The organism is Variovorax sp. Varisp41 (genome assembly GCF_047325085.1).
Taxonomy (GTDB): domain Bacteria; phylum Pseudomonadota; class Gammaproteobacteria; order Burkholderiales; family Burkholderiaceae_C; genus Variovorax.
On record NZ_CP168540.1, the window covers coordinates 2,823,930 to 2,837,695 of the forward strand.

The window sequence follows — 13,766 nt, forward strand, 5'->3', positions numbered from 1 at the left end:
GCGACGGCCTCAGCGGCCCTTGCGCGTGAAAACGAAGATGCCCGCGATCACCAGCGCCGTGCCGGCGGCGATCCAGGCGGTGAACGGTTCGCCGAGTATGACCACGCCCATGAGGATGGTCGACAGGGGTCCGATCATGCCGGTCTGGGCGGCGATGGCCGGCCCGATGCGCTCGATGGCCATCATCACCATCAGCACCGGCACCGCGGTGCACAAGGTGGCGTTGAGCACCGACAGCCAGATCACCTCGGGCGCCACCTGCAGCGCCGCATCGAGTGGCCGCAGCAGCGCGAACTGCGCGAGGCAGAACAGGCAGGCCACGGTGGTCGCGAGGCCCACCAGCCGCAACGAACCGAGGCGCTGCACGAATTCGCCGCTGTAGACCAGGTAGCCCGCATAGCTCACCGCGCTGAGGAACACCAGGAACGCGCCCCAGGCCGCCGCGAGGCCGCCGCCCTTGCTCTCGCCGGCCAGCAGTTCGTGGCCGAACACCAGCAGCACGCCCGCGTAGCTGATGACCATGCCGACGAGCTGCGGCCGCGTGACGCGGCGGCGGTACAGCACCCAGCCGAAGAACAGCACCAGCGTGGGATTGAGATAGAGGATCAGCCGCTCGAAGCTGGCCGAGATGTAGGCCAGCCCGGCGAAGTCGAGGAAGCTCGCGAGGTAGTAGCCCGAGAAGCCCAGCCCGATCACGCCGAGCCAGTCGCGAACGCTCAAGGCGGGCTTGCCGCGCCCGGCCCACCAGGCCATGAGCGCGAACAGCGGCAGCGCGAACAGCATGCGCAGCATGATCAGCGTCACGGCATCGACGCCGTGGCGGTAGGCCAGCTTGACGATGATCGCCTTGCCGCTGAACGCGATCGCGCCCAGCGAGGCGAGGACGAGGCCGGGCGCGATGCTCTTCGCGCCGTCTGGAAGGGGAATGCCGGTGCTCGCGGCCGTCTTGGTCATCCCCCGATCATCGCGTGAAAGCTCAATACCCTGCTGCCGCTCCGTCTCGGCGCGGATCGCTGGCGGCCACGTAGCCCTCGACCGAGGGATCGCCCGCGCGCCAGATGAACTGGCCGGCACCGAAGTCCTGGTAGGAGTCGTTGATGACTTCGAGGTGATGGCCCAGCCCGCGCAGGCCCTGCACGGTGGCCGGGTTCATCGCGGCCTCGACGTTGATCTCCAGGCCCGCGTTGAAGCGCCAGCGCGGCGCGTCGCAGGCGGCCTGCGGGTTCTGCTTGTAGTCGAGCATGCGCACCAGCGTCTGCATGTGGCCCTGGGGCTGCATGTTGCCGCCCATCACGCCGAAGCTCATCACCGGCTGGCCGTCCTTGGTGAGGAAGGCCGGGATGATGGTGTGGAACGGGCGCTTGCCCGGTGCCACCACGTTCGGGCTCTCGGCCTTGAGGCTGAAGCCGTGGCCGCGGTTCTGCAGGCTGATGCCGAACTCGGGTTCGACGCAACCCGAGCCGAAGCCCATGTAGTTGCTCTGGATGAAGCTCACCATCATGCCGCTCTCGTCGGCCGCAGTGAGGTAGATGGTGCCGCCCTTCACGGGGTTGCCGGCCTTGAAGTCCTGCGCCTTGCTGCGGTCGATCAGCCGCGCGCGCGAGGCCAGGTAAGCATCGTCGAGCATCTGCTCGGTCGTGACCTCCATGGTTCCGCGCTCCGACACGTAGCGGTAGACGTCGGCGAAGGCCAGCTTCATGGCCTCGATCTGCAGATGCTGCGACTCCACCGAGTCGACCGGCAGCGAGGCGATGTCGAACTTCTCGAGGATGCCCAGCGCGATCAGCGCCGCGATGCCCTGGCCGTTGGGCGGGATCTCGTGCAGCGTGTGGCCGCGGTAGTCGCGCGAGATCGGCGTGACCCACTCGGGCTGGTAGGCCGCGAGGTCGGCCACGGTGAGCGCGCCGCCCTGCTCCTGGGAGAACTTCGCGAGCGCCTCGGCGATCTCGCCCGTGTAGTAGGCCTCGCCCTTGGTACGGGCGATGGCCTTGAGCGCGCGCGCGGCGGCGGCGAAGCGGAACAGTTCGCCGACCTCGGGCGCGCGGCCCCAGGGCAGGAAGGCCTGGGCGAAGCCCGGCTGCGATTGCAGCAGCGGCGTGGCCGCGAGCCACTTGCCCTGCACCACCGGCGGCACCAGGTAGCCGCGCTCGGCGATGTCGATGGCCGGCGCCATCAGGTCGGCGAAGGGCAGCTTGCCGAAGCGCTCGCTGAGCGCGGCCCAGCCGCGCACCGCGCCCGGCACGGTGACCGAATCGATGCCGCGCATCGGCGGGGTGGCGGCGTCGGCGCCGTACTTGGCCTTGAAGTACTCGGGCGTCCAGGCCTTGGGCGCGGGGCCCGAGGCATTGAGGCCGTGCAGTGCCTTGCCGTCCCACAGGATGCAGAAGGCATCGCTGCCCAGGCCGTTGCTCACGGGCTCGACCAAGGTCATGACGGCCGCGGTGGCGACCGCCGCGTCGACCGCGTTGCCGCCCTGCTGCAGGATGCGCCGGCCGGCCTGCGCGGCCAGCGGATGCGAGGTCGACACCACGTTGCGCGCGAACACCGGGATACGGGTGGAGGTGTAGGGGTTGCCGAAATCGAAGTTCATGGCGGTGGTGCTCTCGTGTGTCTTCAGTCGTTGGTGATCTTGCGTTCGACGACGATCTTCTTCCACTTGGCGGCGTCGGCGGCCACCATCTTCGCGAACTGCTCGGGCGTGCCGGCCGTGGCGGGCTCGATGCCCAGGCGCGACAGCTTGTCCTTGACCTCGGGGTCGGCCAGTGCCTCGTTGGCGGCCTTGTTCACGCGCGCCACGAGATCGGCCGGCAGGCCCTTGGGGCCGTAGAAGCCGAACCAGGTGTTCGATTCGTAGCCCGGCAGCGTGTCGGCGATCGGTGGCAGCTCGGGCGCCAGCGGGCTGCGCTTGAGCGAGGTCACGCCCAGCGCGCGCAGCCGGCCGTCGCGCACGTGCGGCATGCCGGTGGGCAGCGAGTCGAACAGCACGTCGACCTTGCCGCTGATCAGGTCGGGGATCGCGAGCGCCGTGCCCCTGTAGGGGATGTGGGTGACGAACACGCCGGCCTGCGCCTTGAACAGCTCGGCCGTGAGCTGCACGATGGTGCCGTTGCCGCTCGAGGCGTAGTTGAGCTTGCCGGGGTTCTTCTTCGCGTAGTCGATCCACTCGCGCACCGTCTTCGCGGGCGAGTTCACGGGCACCAGCATGATGCTCGGCGCGTCGCCCACGTGCGCGATCGGCGTGAAGTCGCGCACCGTGTCGTAGGGCAGGCGACTGGTGATGGCCGGGCCGATCGAGTGCGTGCTGGTGGTGGCCAGCAGCAGCGTGTAGCCGTCGGGCGCGGCCTTGGCCGCGATGTCGGAGCCGATGGCGCCGCCGGCGCCGGGCTTGTTGTCGACCACCAGCGTGGTGCCCAGCTTCTCGCCCATCTTCTGGCCCAGCGTGCGCGCGAACAGGTCGGTGGCACCGGCCGCGGGAAAGGGCACGACAAGGCGGATCGGCTTGTTGGGGTAGCCCTGCGCGAGGCCGGTGGCCGGCGCGGCCAGGCACAGCGCGGCGAAGGCGGCCGCGAGGCCGTGGAGAAACTGGTGGCGTTGCATGGTGCTGGATTCCCTTCGCAAGATGGCGAACATTCGATGCTAAGCAGCGCGGGCGCATCAAGCCAGATAATCCCGCTTATTCAACTATGAGCACAATTTATGGCACGGATCGCCGCCGAGGAGGTTTCGCTGCAGCAGCTTCGCGCGCTCGCGGCGGTGGCCGAAACGGGCAGCTTCACGCTGGCCGCCGAGAGCCTGCAGCTGACCCAGCCGGCCATCAGCCACCTCGTCAAGCGCATGGAGGAGGACCTGGGCCAGCCGCTGGTGGTGCGCGGGCGGCGCATCCGCATGACCGATGCCGGCCAGATGATGGTCGACACGGCCGTGCGCGCGCTGCGGCTGATCGATGAATCGGTCAATGCCTGCCGCTCGCAGGCGCAGTTGCGCGAGGGCCGCGTGGTGCTGGCGGTGGGCCATCTCACGGCCGGCGCGCTGATGCCGCCGCTGCTCGGGCGCTTCGCGCAGAAGCACCCGAAGCTGGCCACCACGCTGCTCGACAGCACCGCCGAGCAGATGATCTCGCGCATCCTCTCGCAGGAGGCCGATCTGGGCTTCGGCTCCGACATCGGCCAGGCGCATTCGGAGCTCGCGACCGAGCCGCTGTTCGTCGAGCGCATGGCGCTGTTCGTGCGCGAGGACCATCCGCTCGCGCAGCGCACCAGCATCGAGGCGCGGCAGCTCGAGGCCCTGCCCTTCATCCACGTCAACCCCGACGCCAACGTCTGGCGCGCGGTGAGCCGGCAGCTCTCGAGCGTGGCCAATGTCTATCCGCAGGTGGCGCACCACGTGTCGATGCTCTCCACCGCCTTCGGCCTGATCCAGGCCGGCGCGGGCGTGGCGCTGCTGCCGCGCTACGTGGAGGTGCTGATGCCGCCGAACCTGCGCGTGCTCTCGGTCACGCGGCCGGTGCTCGAATACCCGCTGGTGGCGGTGCGGCTGGCCAAGCACCCGCTGAGCCCGGCGGCGATGGCCTTCCTCGACATCGCGCGGCAGCACCTGAAGCCGCGCGCGGCGAAGGGCTGAAAGGCCTTCGCCAAAAACGAACGGCGCCCGCGGGCGCCGTTCATTGAGCGAGCCCGGCAGATGCCGGGCGGTCGTCGATCACTCCTCGACGAAGGCTTCCTCGCGCTTCGACTTCACGGCCGGCAGCAGCACGATCACGAGCAGCAGCAAGGCGGCAGCCAGCAGGCCGGCGGAGATCGGACGCGTGATGAACACGCTCCAGTCGCCGCGCGACAGCAGCAGCGAGCGGCGCAGGTTCTCTTCCATCATCGGGCCCAGGATGAAGCCCAGCAGCAGCGGCGCGGGTTCGCAGCCGAGCTTGAAGAAGGTGTAGCCCACGAAGCCGAAGATGCCCACCATCCAGATGTCGAAGGTGTTGTTGTTGGTCGAGTACACGCCGATCGCGCAGAACAGCACGATCGCCGGGAACAGGTACTTGTAGGGCACCGACAGCAGCTTGATCCACATGCCGATCAGCGGCAGGTTCAGGATGATCAGCATCGCGTTGCCGATCCACATTGAGGCGATCAGGCCCCAGAACAGCTCGGGGTTGCTGGTCATCACCTGCGGGCCGGGCTGGATGTTGTGGATCGTCATCGCGCCCACCATCAGCGCCATCACGGCGTTGGGCGGAATGCCCAGCGTCAAGAGCGGAATGAAGGAGGTCTGCGCGCCGGCGTTGTTGGCCGACTCGGGAGCCGCCACGCCACGGATGTTGCCCTTGCCGAAGGGCACTTCGCCCGGCTTCAGCTTGGTCTTCTTCTCGATGGTGTAGGCCGCGAAGGCCGCCAGCAGCGCACCGCCGCCGGGCAGGATGCCCAGGGCCGAGCCCAGGGCCGTGCCGCGCAGCACCGCGGGCACCATGCGCTTGAAGTCTTCCTTGGTCGGGAACAGGCCCTTCACCTTGGCGGTGAACACTTCGCGCTCTTCGTCGGGACGCGAGAGGTTCGCGATGATTTCGCCGTAGCCGAACACGCCCATGGCGATGGCCACGAAGCCGATGCCGTCGGTCAGTTCGGGGATGTCGAAGCTGAAGCGCGCCACGCCGGAGTTCACGTCGGTGCCCACCAGGCCCAGCAGCAGGCCCAGCACGATCATCGCGATGGCCTTGAGCAGCGAGCCCGAAGCCAGCACCACGGCGCCGATCAGGCCCAGGATCATCAGCGAGAAGTACTCGGCCGGGCCGAACTTGAAGGCCAGCTCGGTCAGCGGCGGCGCGAAGGCGGCCAGGATCAGCGTGCCCACGCAGCCCGCGAAGAACGAGCCCAGGCCCGCCGCGGCAAGCGCCGGCCCCGCCCGGCCCTTGCGCGCCATCTGGTAGCCGTCGATCACTGTCACCACCGAGGATGACTCCCCTGGCAGGTTCACGAGAATCGCGGTGGTGGAGCCGCCGTACTGCGCGCCGTAGTAGATGCCGGCCAGCATGATCAGGGCCGACACCGGGGGCAGCGCGTAGGTCGCGGGCAGCAGCATCGCGATGGTCGCGACGGGGCCGATGCCGGGCAGCACGCCGATCAGCGTGCCCAGGATACAGCCGACCAGGCAGTACAGCAGGTTCGTGAAGGTGAACGCGACGCCGAAGCCGGTCGAGAGATTTTGAAAGAGTTCCATGGTGCTTGCGTCCTCAGCCGATGAAGGTCGGCCAGACCTGGATCTGGAGCTTGAGCGCCCAGATGAATGCCACGTAGCTGCCGACGGCCAGCACGGTGGCCAGGATCAGCACGCTGGGCAGCTTGAACTCGTGGCCCGCGAGACTCGCGATGATCACCAGCGCATAGATCGCGATGATCATCCCCATGGCCGGCAGGCCGATGCTCGGCAGGCCGCCGAGCAGGATGCCGAACATCAGGTTGGCGCCGAGAATCAGCACCACCTGCTTCCAGGCCCACTTGCCGATCTTCTCGCCGTCGGTGGTTTCGACGGTCAGGCCGCTGAACATGATGCCCAGGCCGATCACCGCCATCAGGATGCCGAGCACCAGCGGGAAGTACCCGGGGCCCATGCGAGCGCCTGTGCCCACGCTGTAGTTGGTGGCGCCCCAAGCGAAGGCGACCCCGACCACGGTGAACATCAGGCCCGAGAAAAAGTCTTTCTGACTCTTGATTTTCACGAACAGTCTCCTCGAACAAATTTCGATGCGGGATTGTGGAGTCAGGTGGAAGTCAGCCTCATGTGGGTTCCACCTATCGAGAACTTAGGGATAACCCCGGTGCACGGGGCGCCTCGAATGTAGGTAGTTCGTGTTCGGCGCGAGGCTGCGCCGGGACCCATCAAGCGTCGAGCGGCGGGGTCGCGCTCAGCACTTCCTCGATCGTGGTCAGGCCCTCGGCCACGCGCAATGCGCCCGCGAGGCGCAATGGCCGCATGCCGTCGACCACGGCCTGGCGGCGCAGCGCGGCGAGGTTGGGCTCCTTCGTGACCTCGGCGCGGAAGGTCTCGCTGATGCTCAGCAATTCGTACAGGCCCATGCGGCCCATGTAGCCGGTCATGCGGCAGTCGACGCAGCCCACCGGCTTGTAGGCGCGCACCGAGCCCGTGATCTGCCACGGCTTGACGATGGCCTCGAGCTTCTCGCGCGTGATGCCGTCGTCGGGCTGCTTGCAGTGCGGGCACAGCGTGCGCACCAGTCGCTGCGCGAGCACGCCCAGCATCACCGCATTGATGAGATACGAAGGCACGCCGAGCTCCATCAGCCGCGTGATGGCGCTGGGCGCGTCGTTGGTGTGCAGGGTGCTGAACACGAGGTGGCCGGTCAGCGCGGCCTGCACCGCCATCTCGGCGGTGGCGAGGTCGCGGATCTCTCCCACCATGATGATGTCCGGGTCCTGGCGCATCAGCGCGCGCAGGCCCTCGGTGAAACCGAAATCGAGTTGCGGTTGCACCTGCGTCTGGTTGAACGAGGGCTCGATCATCTCGATCGGGTCTTCCACCGTGCTGACGTTGACCTCCTCGGTCGCCACGCGCTTGAGCGTGGAGTACAGCGTGGTGGTCTTGCCCGAGCCGGTCGGGCCGGTCACGAGGATGATGCCGTTGGGCCGCGTGACGAGCTGCTCCCAGCGCTGCGCATCGTGCTGCGCGAAGCCCAGCGCGTCGAGGTCCTTGACCGCGGTGTCGGGGTCAAAGATCCGCATCACCATCTTCTCGCCGAAGGCCGTGGGCAGGGTCGACAGCCGCATCTCGATCTCTTCGCCGCGCATGTTGCGGGTCTTGATGCGGCCGTCGAGCGGGCGGCGCTTCTCGACCACGTCCATGCGGCCCAGCAGCTTGATGCGCGCGACCATCGCGTTCATCACGCCCATCGGCATCTGGTAGGCCGGGTGCAGCACGCCGTCGATGCGAAAGCGGATCACGCCCTGGTCGCGCCGCGGCTCGAGGTGGATGTCGCTCGCGCGCTGGTCGAAGGCGTACTGCCACAGCCAGTCGACCACCTGCACCACGCTCTGGTCGTTGGCGTCGAGTTGCCTGTTGCTCTTGCCGAGTTCGACCAGCTGTTCGAAGCTCGCGCCGCCGGTGTTGCCGCCGGCCTTCTGCGCCGCGCGCACCGATTTCGCGAGCGCGAAGAACTCGGCCGTGTAGCGCTGGATCTCGGCCGGGTTCGCGACCACGCGCCGCACCGTGCGCCGCGACTGGCGCTCGACCTCGGAGATCCAGTCGGTGAGGAAGGGCTCGGCCGTGGCCACCACCACCTCGTTGGGCAGCACCTGCACCGGCAGCACCTTGTGGCGCTCGGCATAGGCCGCGCTCATGGTGTCGGCCACCTTGCCCACGTCGACCTTGAGCGGATCGATGCGCAGATAGGACAGGCCCGCGCGACCCGCGAGCCACTGCGCGAGCGTCTCGAGGTCGAGCGGCTTGCTGTCGCTCTCGCGCGTCATCGCGACATTGGCCAGCCGCACCAGCGGATGCTGGCGGCTCTCGGCCTGGGCGCAGCGCGCGATGGTGCGCTTGGCTTCCAGCGGCGAGATCACGCCGTCGGCGGCCAGCCATTCGATCAGGCGACGCAGCTCGAGCGGCCCTTCGGGGCGGGTGGCCGGTGCGGCGGAAGCGGGAACGGCGCTCATGGATTCAGATGGAAAGGACCGGCTTGAAGACCCGCAGCCACTTGGGCGCGGGCAGGCCCCAGCGAGTCTGGATGGTTTGGGCACGCTCGGCAAGCGCCTCGCGCCTGGGCCGGCTGGGCTGGCGCTGCGCGAGCACCACCGTGTTGCCCTCGCGCGTCGGCTTGAAGGCCCAGACCGCGTCGGCGCCGAAGGCGGCCTGGATCTTCTCGAGGCTGCGCTCGTAGCTCGACGAGCGGCCGAAGAGGTTGACCGTCATCGCGCCGTCCTCGGTGAGCAGCGCGCGGCAGTCGGCATAGAAGTCCTCGCTGTCGAGCACCGGCGCCGCGGCCTCGTGGTCGTAGAGATCGACCTGCAGCGCATCGACCGTGCCCTGCCATTCGGGCCGGCGGATCTCCTCGGCCGCGTCGGCGATCACCACGCGCAGCTTGGCGTCGTCGGGCGGCAGCTTGAACCAGCCGCGGCAGGCCGACACCACCTGCGGGTTGAGCTCGACCGCGGTGGTGCGCATGCGCAAGGTCTTGCGGCAGAACTTGGTGAGCGTGGCCGCGCCCAGGCCGAGCTGCATCGCATGGCGGTTGCCGATGCCGGTGCCGTCGACGAACAGCAGCCAGGCCATCATGCGCTGCACGTACTCGAGCTCGATCTCGTAGGGCGCGTCCAGCTTCATCGAGCCCTGGACCCATTCGGTGCCCAGGTGCAGGTAGCGGATGTCGCCCCAGTCGGAGAAGTTGACCTCGGGCAGTTCGGCCGGAAGGCGGGAAGTGGATTGCTTGCGTGCGGCCATCGGGTCAGACCAGTCCGTGGACAGAGAACACCTCGCGCCATGCGGCGAGCTTGCGCTCGAAGCTCCACGACGCATTGGCCGGACTGGTGGAAGGCAGTTGATGGACCGGCACGCCCAGGGTTCGGGTGTGCCGGGCGTGCTTGAAGCTCTCGCCGCCGTTGTGGGCCACGGCCGCCAGCTTCGGCAGCCGCAGCGCCGCGATGTCGTTGGGCACGGCCGCGCGGATCGCCGAATCGAGGCTGCCCTCGCGCTCGCAGGCCGCATAGACGTCCCACACGCCGAGGCCGTGCTCGATCAGCCAGTCGCTACGCTTTCGATAGCTATCTACTCCCGAGGGGAGTGGGTCGTGGGGCCACAAGGCTTGCAAGATTTTCCAGAACTGGTTTTGGGGATGCGCATAGTACTGCTGCAGCTCGAGCGATCTCGCGCCCGGGAAGCTGCCGAGGATCAGCAGCACGGTGGCGGGCGAGACGATCGGCGCAAGTCCTGTGAGCAACGGCCCGGGGGTGGCTTCGCGCTCGGTCGGGGCCGGGCTTGCGGGGGGTCTGGATCTGGGCATGGATGGGCATTCTGGCCGCAAGCGATCGGCCGGGACCGGCTGCGGCGCCCCAAAAGGAAAAACCCGCCGCAGCGGGTTTCCATATCGACCGTGCCGGCCCGAGGGCGCGGCGCGTGCCGTCTGCTTACTTCTTGGCGGCTTCGTTCTCGGCCGTGCCCGGGATCTTCTCGCCGATGGCGTGACCCGTGCTGCGCATGCCGTCGGCCGTCTTGTGGCCGGCGTTCTCGACCACTTCACCGGTCTTGGTGGCGGCCTTCTTGGTGGCGTTGGTGGCCTTCTTGGTGGTCTTCTTGGTCGCGTCCCAGGTCTTCTCGGCGCCCGACTCGGTCGCGTTGGCGGCCTTCTTGGTGGTGCGCTTGGTCGCGTCCCAGGCCTTCTCTGCACCACGCTCGGTCGCGTTCACGGCCTTCTTGGTGGTGTTCTTGGTCGCGTCGTAGGCGTCCTTGCCGGCTTCCTTCACCTTTTCGGTGGTCGTGGGTTCGGCGGTTGCGGGTGCGGTGGTCTGTGCCACGGCGGAGATGCCCACGGCACCGAAGGCCAGTGCGAGCACGACGGGGAGGGTGCGAGCGAAAGTTACTTTCATGGATGAACTCCTTTTCTTGGATGAAATGCTGGGAGCCGTTGTCGTTCGACATCGGTGACGAAGGTCGCCACCCCTGTCCAACGAAGCTCCACGGTTCAAGGATGACAGCAAATGCAGGCCCGGAAAGCACTTGGCCCCAAGTCAAGGCATTGGCCTACGGCCCGGGTAAGGACCCCTCCGACAGGCCAGGAAGACTTTGGAGCTTCGGCATCGCCTCGATGGCATTGCGCGTGGTTTTTTCGGCCAGTTCATCCACGCCGATGCCGCGCAATCGAGCCACCACGTCGGCGATGCGCGGCAGCTCGCCGGGCTCGTTGCGGCCCTGCGGCTCGCCCGCGTCGCGCTGCGCCTGCGTGCGGTAGAGCCAGTGCGGCTGGATGTCGGGCGCGTCGGTCTCCATCACCAGCGCCTCGATCGGCAAGGTGGCCGCGAGCCGGCGCAGTTGCAGCGCGCGCTCGAAGGTCACGGCGCCGCCGAAGCCCAGCTTGAGCCCGAGCGCGATGCAGGCTTGCGCCTGCTGTTCGCTGCCGTTGAAGGCATGCGCGATGCCGCGCCACGGCTTCCCGCCGGCGGTCTGCCGCAGATGCTTGAGTACCTTGTCGACCGAGCGCCGCACATGGATCAGCACCGGCAGGTCGTGCTTGCGCGCCAATTGCAACTGTGTGTGAAAGAAGTGCTGTTGCTTGTCGTCGTCCAGGTGCTCGACGAAGTAGTCGAGCCCGATCTCGCCGACCGCCACCAGCCGCGGGTCGCCGCGCCGCGCGCCCAGCTCGGCGTCGAGCAGGGCCAGGTCCTCTTCCCTGGCTTCGCCCGTGCACAGCGGATGGATGCCCAGCGCATAGGCGTCGCCCTGGCGCTCTGCCAGCTCACGCACGGTCGCGAAATTGAAGGCGGCCACGGCCGGGATCACGCACAGCGCGACGCCCCGCTCGGCCGCGCGCGCGCGGATCTCGGGCATCTGCGCACCGAATTCGGGCGCGTCGAGGTGGCAGTGGGTGTCGACGAAAAGAGCCATCGCGTCATGATGCCCGAAGGGATGCAAGGCAGAAGAAAGCGTGCTACCGTGCTTTTCATCACGCTCATCGCGTGACACCCACCACGCGACATCCTTTTGCCGGAGGTGCACCCATGCGCAGGCCCGCCATGTACAGCCGCTCGCCACGCACGCCGATCGAGTCCGACGACGGGGCCTCCGGGCAGGCCGCGGCCGATCCCGTGGCGCCGCAGCCCGCCGCCGCGCGCCAGCGCTGGCAACCCGGGCGCCGCAGCTTCGCGCTGCTGAGCCTCGCGCTGTGCGCGGCCCTCGCGGCCGGCGGCGCGGCCTGGTGGCAGCGCGGCAACACGCGCCAGCTCACGCAGAAGGACATCGACGCGGCCGTGCTGCGCACGCTGCAGACCAACGCCCTGCCCTCGCCCGCCGCCAAGGCCGCCGACATCGTGCGGCCCTCGGTGGTGCGCGTGGTCGGCTACGGTTCCGAGAAGGCCACGCCCGAGGCGAAGACTCAGAAGCGCGGCCGCAACATGGCCAAGGGCAAGTCGCCCGAGGCGCCGGCCGACGACGGCCCGCCGGGCCAGGTCGAGCGCGGCGTGGGCACCGGCGTGGTGATCGTCGACAAGGGCGTGATCCTCACCAACCTGCACGTGGTCGCGGGCTCCGAGACCATCAAGGTGACCTTCGCCGACGGCCTGGAGGCGCCGGCCGTCATCACCGGCGTGCAGCCCGAGAACGACCTCGCGGTGCTGCAGGCGCAGAAGATCCCCGACGACCTGATCCCCGCCGTGATGCGCTCGACCGCCGACCTGCGCCCCGGCGACCAGGTGGCGGCGGTGGGCTTTCCCTTCGGCATCGGCCCCTCGGTGTCGGCCGGCGTGGTGTCGGGCCTCAAGCGTTCGTTCCGCTCGCCCGAGGGCAAGCAGGAGCTCGGCAACCTGATCCAGTTCGACGCGGCCGCCAACCCCGGCAATTCGGGCGGCCCGCTGGTCAACATGGACGGCGAGGTGCTCGGCATCGTCACCGCCATCCTCAATCCCACGCAGCAGCGCACCTTCATCGGCATCGGCTTCGCGGTGCCGATCGAGAACGCCGCCTCGGCGGCCGGCTCGCCGCCGTTCTGACCCTCCTTCCTCTTCCTTTCATCCGATCCAGAAAGAGCCCCGAATGAGCAGCACCGAGACCTCCTCCTTCGCCACGCCCGCCAGCACCGCCGAGCTGATGGAGCAGATCCTCTACCAGGTGAAGCGCGTGGTGGTGGGCCAGGACCGCTTCCTCGAGCGCGTGATGGTCGCGATGCTCGCGGGCGGCCACCTGCTGGTCGAGGGCGTGCCGGGCCTCGCCAAGACGCTGACCGTGAAGACGCTGGCCGACACCGTGCAGGGCCAGTTCAAGCGCATCCAGTTCACGCCCGACCTGGTGCCCTCCGACCTCGTGGGCACGCGCATCTACAACCAGAAGACCGGTGACTTCAGCACCTCGCTGGGCCCGGTGTTCGCCAACCTGCTGCTGGCCGACGAAATCAACCGCGCGCCGGCCAAGGTGCAGAGCGCGCTGCTCGAGGTGATGCAGGAGCGCCAGGTCACGATCGCGGGCGAGACGCACAAGGTGCCGCGCCCCTTCCTCGTGATGGCGACGCAGAACCCGATCGAGACCGAGGGCACCTATCCGCTGCCCGAGGCGCAGGTCGACCGCTTCATGATGAAGGTGCTGGTCGACTACCCGACCGACGAGGAAGAGTTCGTGATCGTGCAGCGCGTGATCGGCGCGCCGGTCGAGGCCGTGCCGGTCGCCACCACCGAGCAGCTCGCTTCGCTGCAGGCCGAGGCGCGGCGCGTGTACGTCGATCCCTCGCTGATCCAGTACGCGGTGAAGCTGGTCTCGGCCACGCGCACGCCCGACAAGCACGGGCTCAAGGACATGGGCCGCTTCATCACCTTCGGCGCCAGCCCGCGCGCGAGCATCAGCCTGACCGAGGGCGCGCGCGCCCTGGCGCTGCTGCGCGGACGCAGCTATGCGCTGCCCGAGGACATGACGGCGCTGGTGCCCGACGTGCTGCGCCACCGCGTGACGCTGTCCTACGAGGGCCTGTCCGAGGGCCTGACGCCCGATGGCCTGATCGAGAAGATCATGCGGGCGGTGCCCGCGCCGCCGAAGCCGCTCGAGCACGAGAAGCTCGCCGCCTGAAA

At 68.4% G+C, this 13,766-nt stretch carries 13 protein-coding genes; 3 read left to right on the forward strand and 10 right to left on the reverse strand.

Annotation, left to right across the window (positions count from 1 at the left end):
• Window positions 1–9: 9 nt before the first annotated feature.
• The 3 genes from ACEN9J_RS13190 to ACEN9J_RS13200 are packed head-to-tail and all read right to left on the reverse strand — an operon-like array spanning window position 10 to window position 3,597.
• Window positions 10–954 (reverse strand): DMT family transporter, encoded by a 945-nt coding sequence (locus ACEN9J_RS13190; protein ID WP_057593760.1) that lies wholly within the window; start codon window positions 952–954, stop codon window positions 10–12.
• A gap of 22 nt (window positions 955–976) precedes the next feature.
• Complete coding sequence (locus ACEN9J_RS13195) at window positions 977–2,590, reverse strand: gamma-glutamyltransferase family protein (protein WP_413764282.1); 1,614 nt, start codon at window positions 2,588–2,590, stop codon at window positions 977–979.
• A 23-nt stretch (window positions 2,591–2,613) separates the two neighbouring features.
• Complete coding sequence (locus ACEN9J_RS13200; protein WP_413764283.1) at window positions 2,614–3,597, reverse strand: Bug family tripartite tricarboxylate transporter substrate binding protein; 984 nt, start codon at window positions 3,595–3,597, stop codon at window positions 2,614–2,616.
• Window positions 3,598–3,696: 99 nt separating this feature from the next.
• Between ACEN9J_RS13200 and ACEN9J_RS13205 the strand changes: the two genes are divergently transcribed.
• On the forward strand, window positions 3,697–4,620 hold the full coding sequence (locus tag ACEN9J_RS13205) for a LysR family transcriptional regulator (protein ID WP_413764284.1): 924 nt from the start codon (window positions 3,697–3,699) through the stop codon (window positions 4,618–4,620).
• Between the two features lie 78 nt (window positions 4,621–4,698).
• Here ACEN9J_RS13205 and ACEN9J_RS13210 read toward each other — a convergent pair whose 3' ends face one another.
• The 7 genes from ACEN9J_RS13210 to ACEN9J_RS13240 form a co-directional block, all read right to left on the reverse strand.
• Window positions 4,699–6,210: a tripartite tricarboxylate transporter permease gene (locus ACEN9J_RS13210; protein WP_057593756.1), complete on the reverse strand. Its 1,512-nt coding sequence runs from the start codon at window positions 6,208–6,210 to the stop codon at window positions 4,699–4,701.
• A gap of 13 nt (window positions 6,211–6,223) precedes the next feature.
• Window positions 6,224–6,709 carry a tripartite tricarboxylate transporter TctB family protein gene (locus ACEN9J_RS13215; RefSeq protein ID WP_057593755.1) on the reverse strand — a complete coding sequence of 162 codons (486 nt, stop codon included), beginning with the start codon at window positions 6,707–6,709 and terminating at the stop codon, window positions 6,224–6,226.
• Window positions 6,710–6,869: 160 nt separating this feature from the next.
• Window positions 6,870–8,660, reverse strand: coding sequence for a GspE/PulE family protein (locus tag ACEN9J_RS13220; protein WP_413764285.1), 1,791 nt, complete (start codon window positions 8,658–8,660; stop codon window positions 6,870–6,872).
• Between the two features lie 4 nt (window positions 8,661–8,664).
• Window positions 8,665–9,444, reverse strand: coding sequence for a spermidine synthase (locus ACEN9J_RS13225; RefSeq protein WP_296741606.1), 780 nt, complete (start codon window positions 9,442–9,444; stop codon window positions 8,665–8,667).
• A 4-nt stretch (window positions 9,445–9,448) separates the two neighbouring features.
• Complete coding sequence (locus tag ACEN9J_RS13230) at window positions 9,449–10,003, reverse strand: DNA-deoxyinosine glycosylase (RefSeq protein WP_413764286.1); 555 nt, start codon at window positions 10,001–10,003, stop codon at window positions 9,449–9,451.
• 124 nt (window positions 10,004–10,127) lie between these two features.
• Window positions 10,128–10,586, reverse strand: coding sequence for a hypothetical protein (locus ACEN9J_RS13235; protein ID WP_413764287.1), 459 nt, complete (start codon window positions 10,584–10,586; stop codon window positions 10,128–10,130).
• Between the two features lie 154 nt (window positions 10,587–10,740).
• On the reverse strand, window positions 10,741–11,601 hold the full coding sequence (locus ACEN9J_RS13240) for a TatD family hydrolase (protein WP_261210042.1): 861 nt from the start codon (window positions 11,599–11,601) through the stop codon (window positions 10,741–10,743).
• 113 nt (window positions 11,602–11,714) lie between these two features.
• On the opposite strand from ACEN9J_RS13240, the gene ACEN9J_RS13245 reads away from it, so the two are divergent.
• Both ACEN9J_RS13245 and ACEN9J_RS13250 read left to right on the forward strand, forming a co-directional pair.
• Window positions 11,715–12,701 (forward strand): S1C family serine protease, encoded by a 987-nt coding sequence (locus tag ACEN9J_RS13245; protein ID WP_413764288.1) that lies wholly within the window; start codon window positions 11,715–11,717, stop codon window positions 12,699–12,701.
• A gap of 43 nt (window positions 12,702–12,744) precedes the next feature.
• A complete protein-coding gene (locus ACEN9J_RS13250; RefSeq protein WP_057593748.1) occupies window positions 12,745–13,764 on the forward strand; it encodes an AAA family ATPase in 1,020 nt (339 codons plus the stop codon).
• The last annotated feature ends 2 nt before the right edge of the window (window positions 13,765–13,766 follow it).

Excerpts from the sequence above, each read along its gene's own strand:
- ACEN9J_RS13190 (WP_057593760.1), bottom strand. The coding sequence starts at position 954 with ATGACCAAGACGGCCGCGAGCACCGGCATTCCCCTTCCAGACGGCGCG.
- ACEN9J_RS13210 (WP_057593756.1), bottom strand. The coding sequence starts at position 6,210 with ATGGAACTCTTTCAAAATCTCTCGACCGGCTTCGGCGTCGCGTTCACC.
- ACEN9J_RS13235 (WP_413764287.1), bottom strand. The coding sequence starts at position 10,586 with ATGAAAGTAACTTTCGCTCGCACCCTCCCCGTCGTGCTCGCACTGGCC.
- ACEN9J_RS13250 (WP_057593748.1), top strand. The coding sequence starts at position 12,745 with ATGAGCAGCACCGAGACCTCCTCCTTCGCCACGCCCGCCAGCACCGCC.
- ACEN9J_RS13240 (WP_261210042.1), bottom strand. The coding sequence starts at position 11,601 with ATGGCTCTTTTCGTCGACACCCACTGCCACCTCGACGCGCCCGAATTC.
- ACEN9J_RS13195 (WP_413764282.1), bottom strand. The coding sequence starts at position 2,590 with ATGAACTTCGATTTCGGCAACCCCTACACCTCCACCCGTATCCCGGTG.
- ACEN9J_RS13205 (WP_413764284.1), top strand. The coding sequence starts at position 3,697 with ATGGCACGGATCGCCGCCGAGGAGGTTTCGCTGCAGCAGCTTCGCGCG.
- ACEN9J_RS13220 (WP_413764285.1), bottom strand. The coding sequence starts at position 8,660 with ATGAGCGCCGTTCCCGCTTCCGCCGCACCGGCCACCCGCCCCGAAGGG.
- ACEN9J_RS13225 (WP_296741606.1), bottom strand. The coding sequence starts at position 9,444 with ATGGCCGCACGCAAGCAATCCACTTCCCGCCTTCCGGCCGAACTGCCC.
- ACEN9J_RS13200 (WP_413764283.1), bottom strand. The coding sequence starts at position 3,597 with ATGCAACGCCACCAGTTTCTCCACGGCCTCGCGGCCGCCTTCGCCGCG.
- ACEN9J_RS13230 (WP_413764286.1), bottom strand. The coding sequence starts at position 10,003 with ATGCCCAGATCCAGACCCCCCGCAAGCCCGGCCCCGACCGAGCGCGAA.
- ACEN9J_RS13245 (WP_413764288.1), top strand. The coding sequence starts at position 11,715 with ATGCGCAGGCCCGCCATGTACAGCCGCTCGCCACGCACGCCGATCGAG.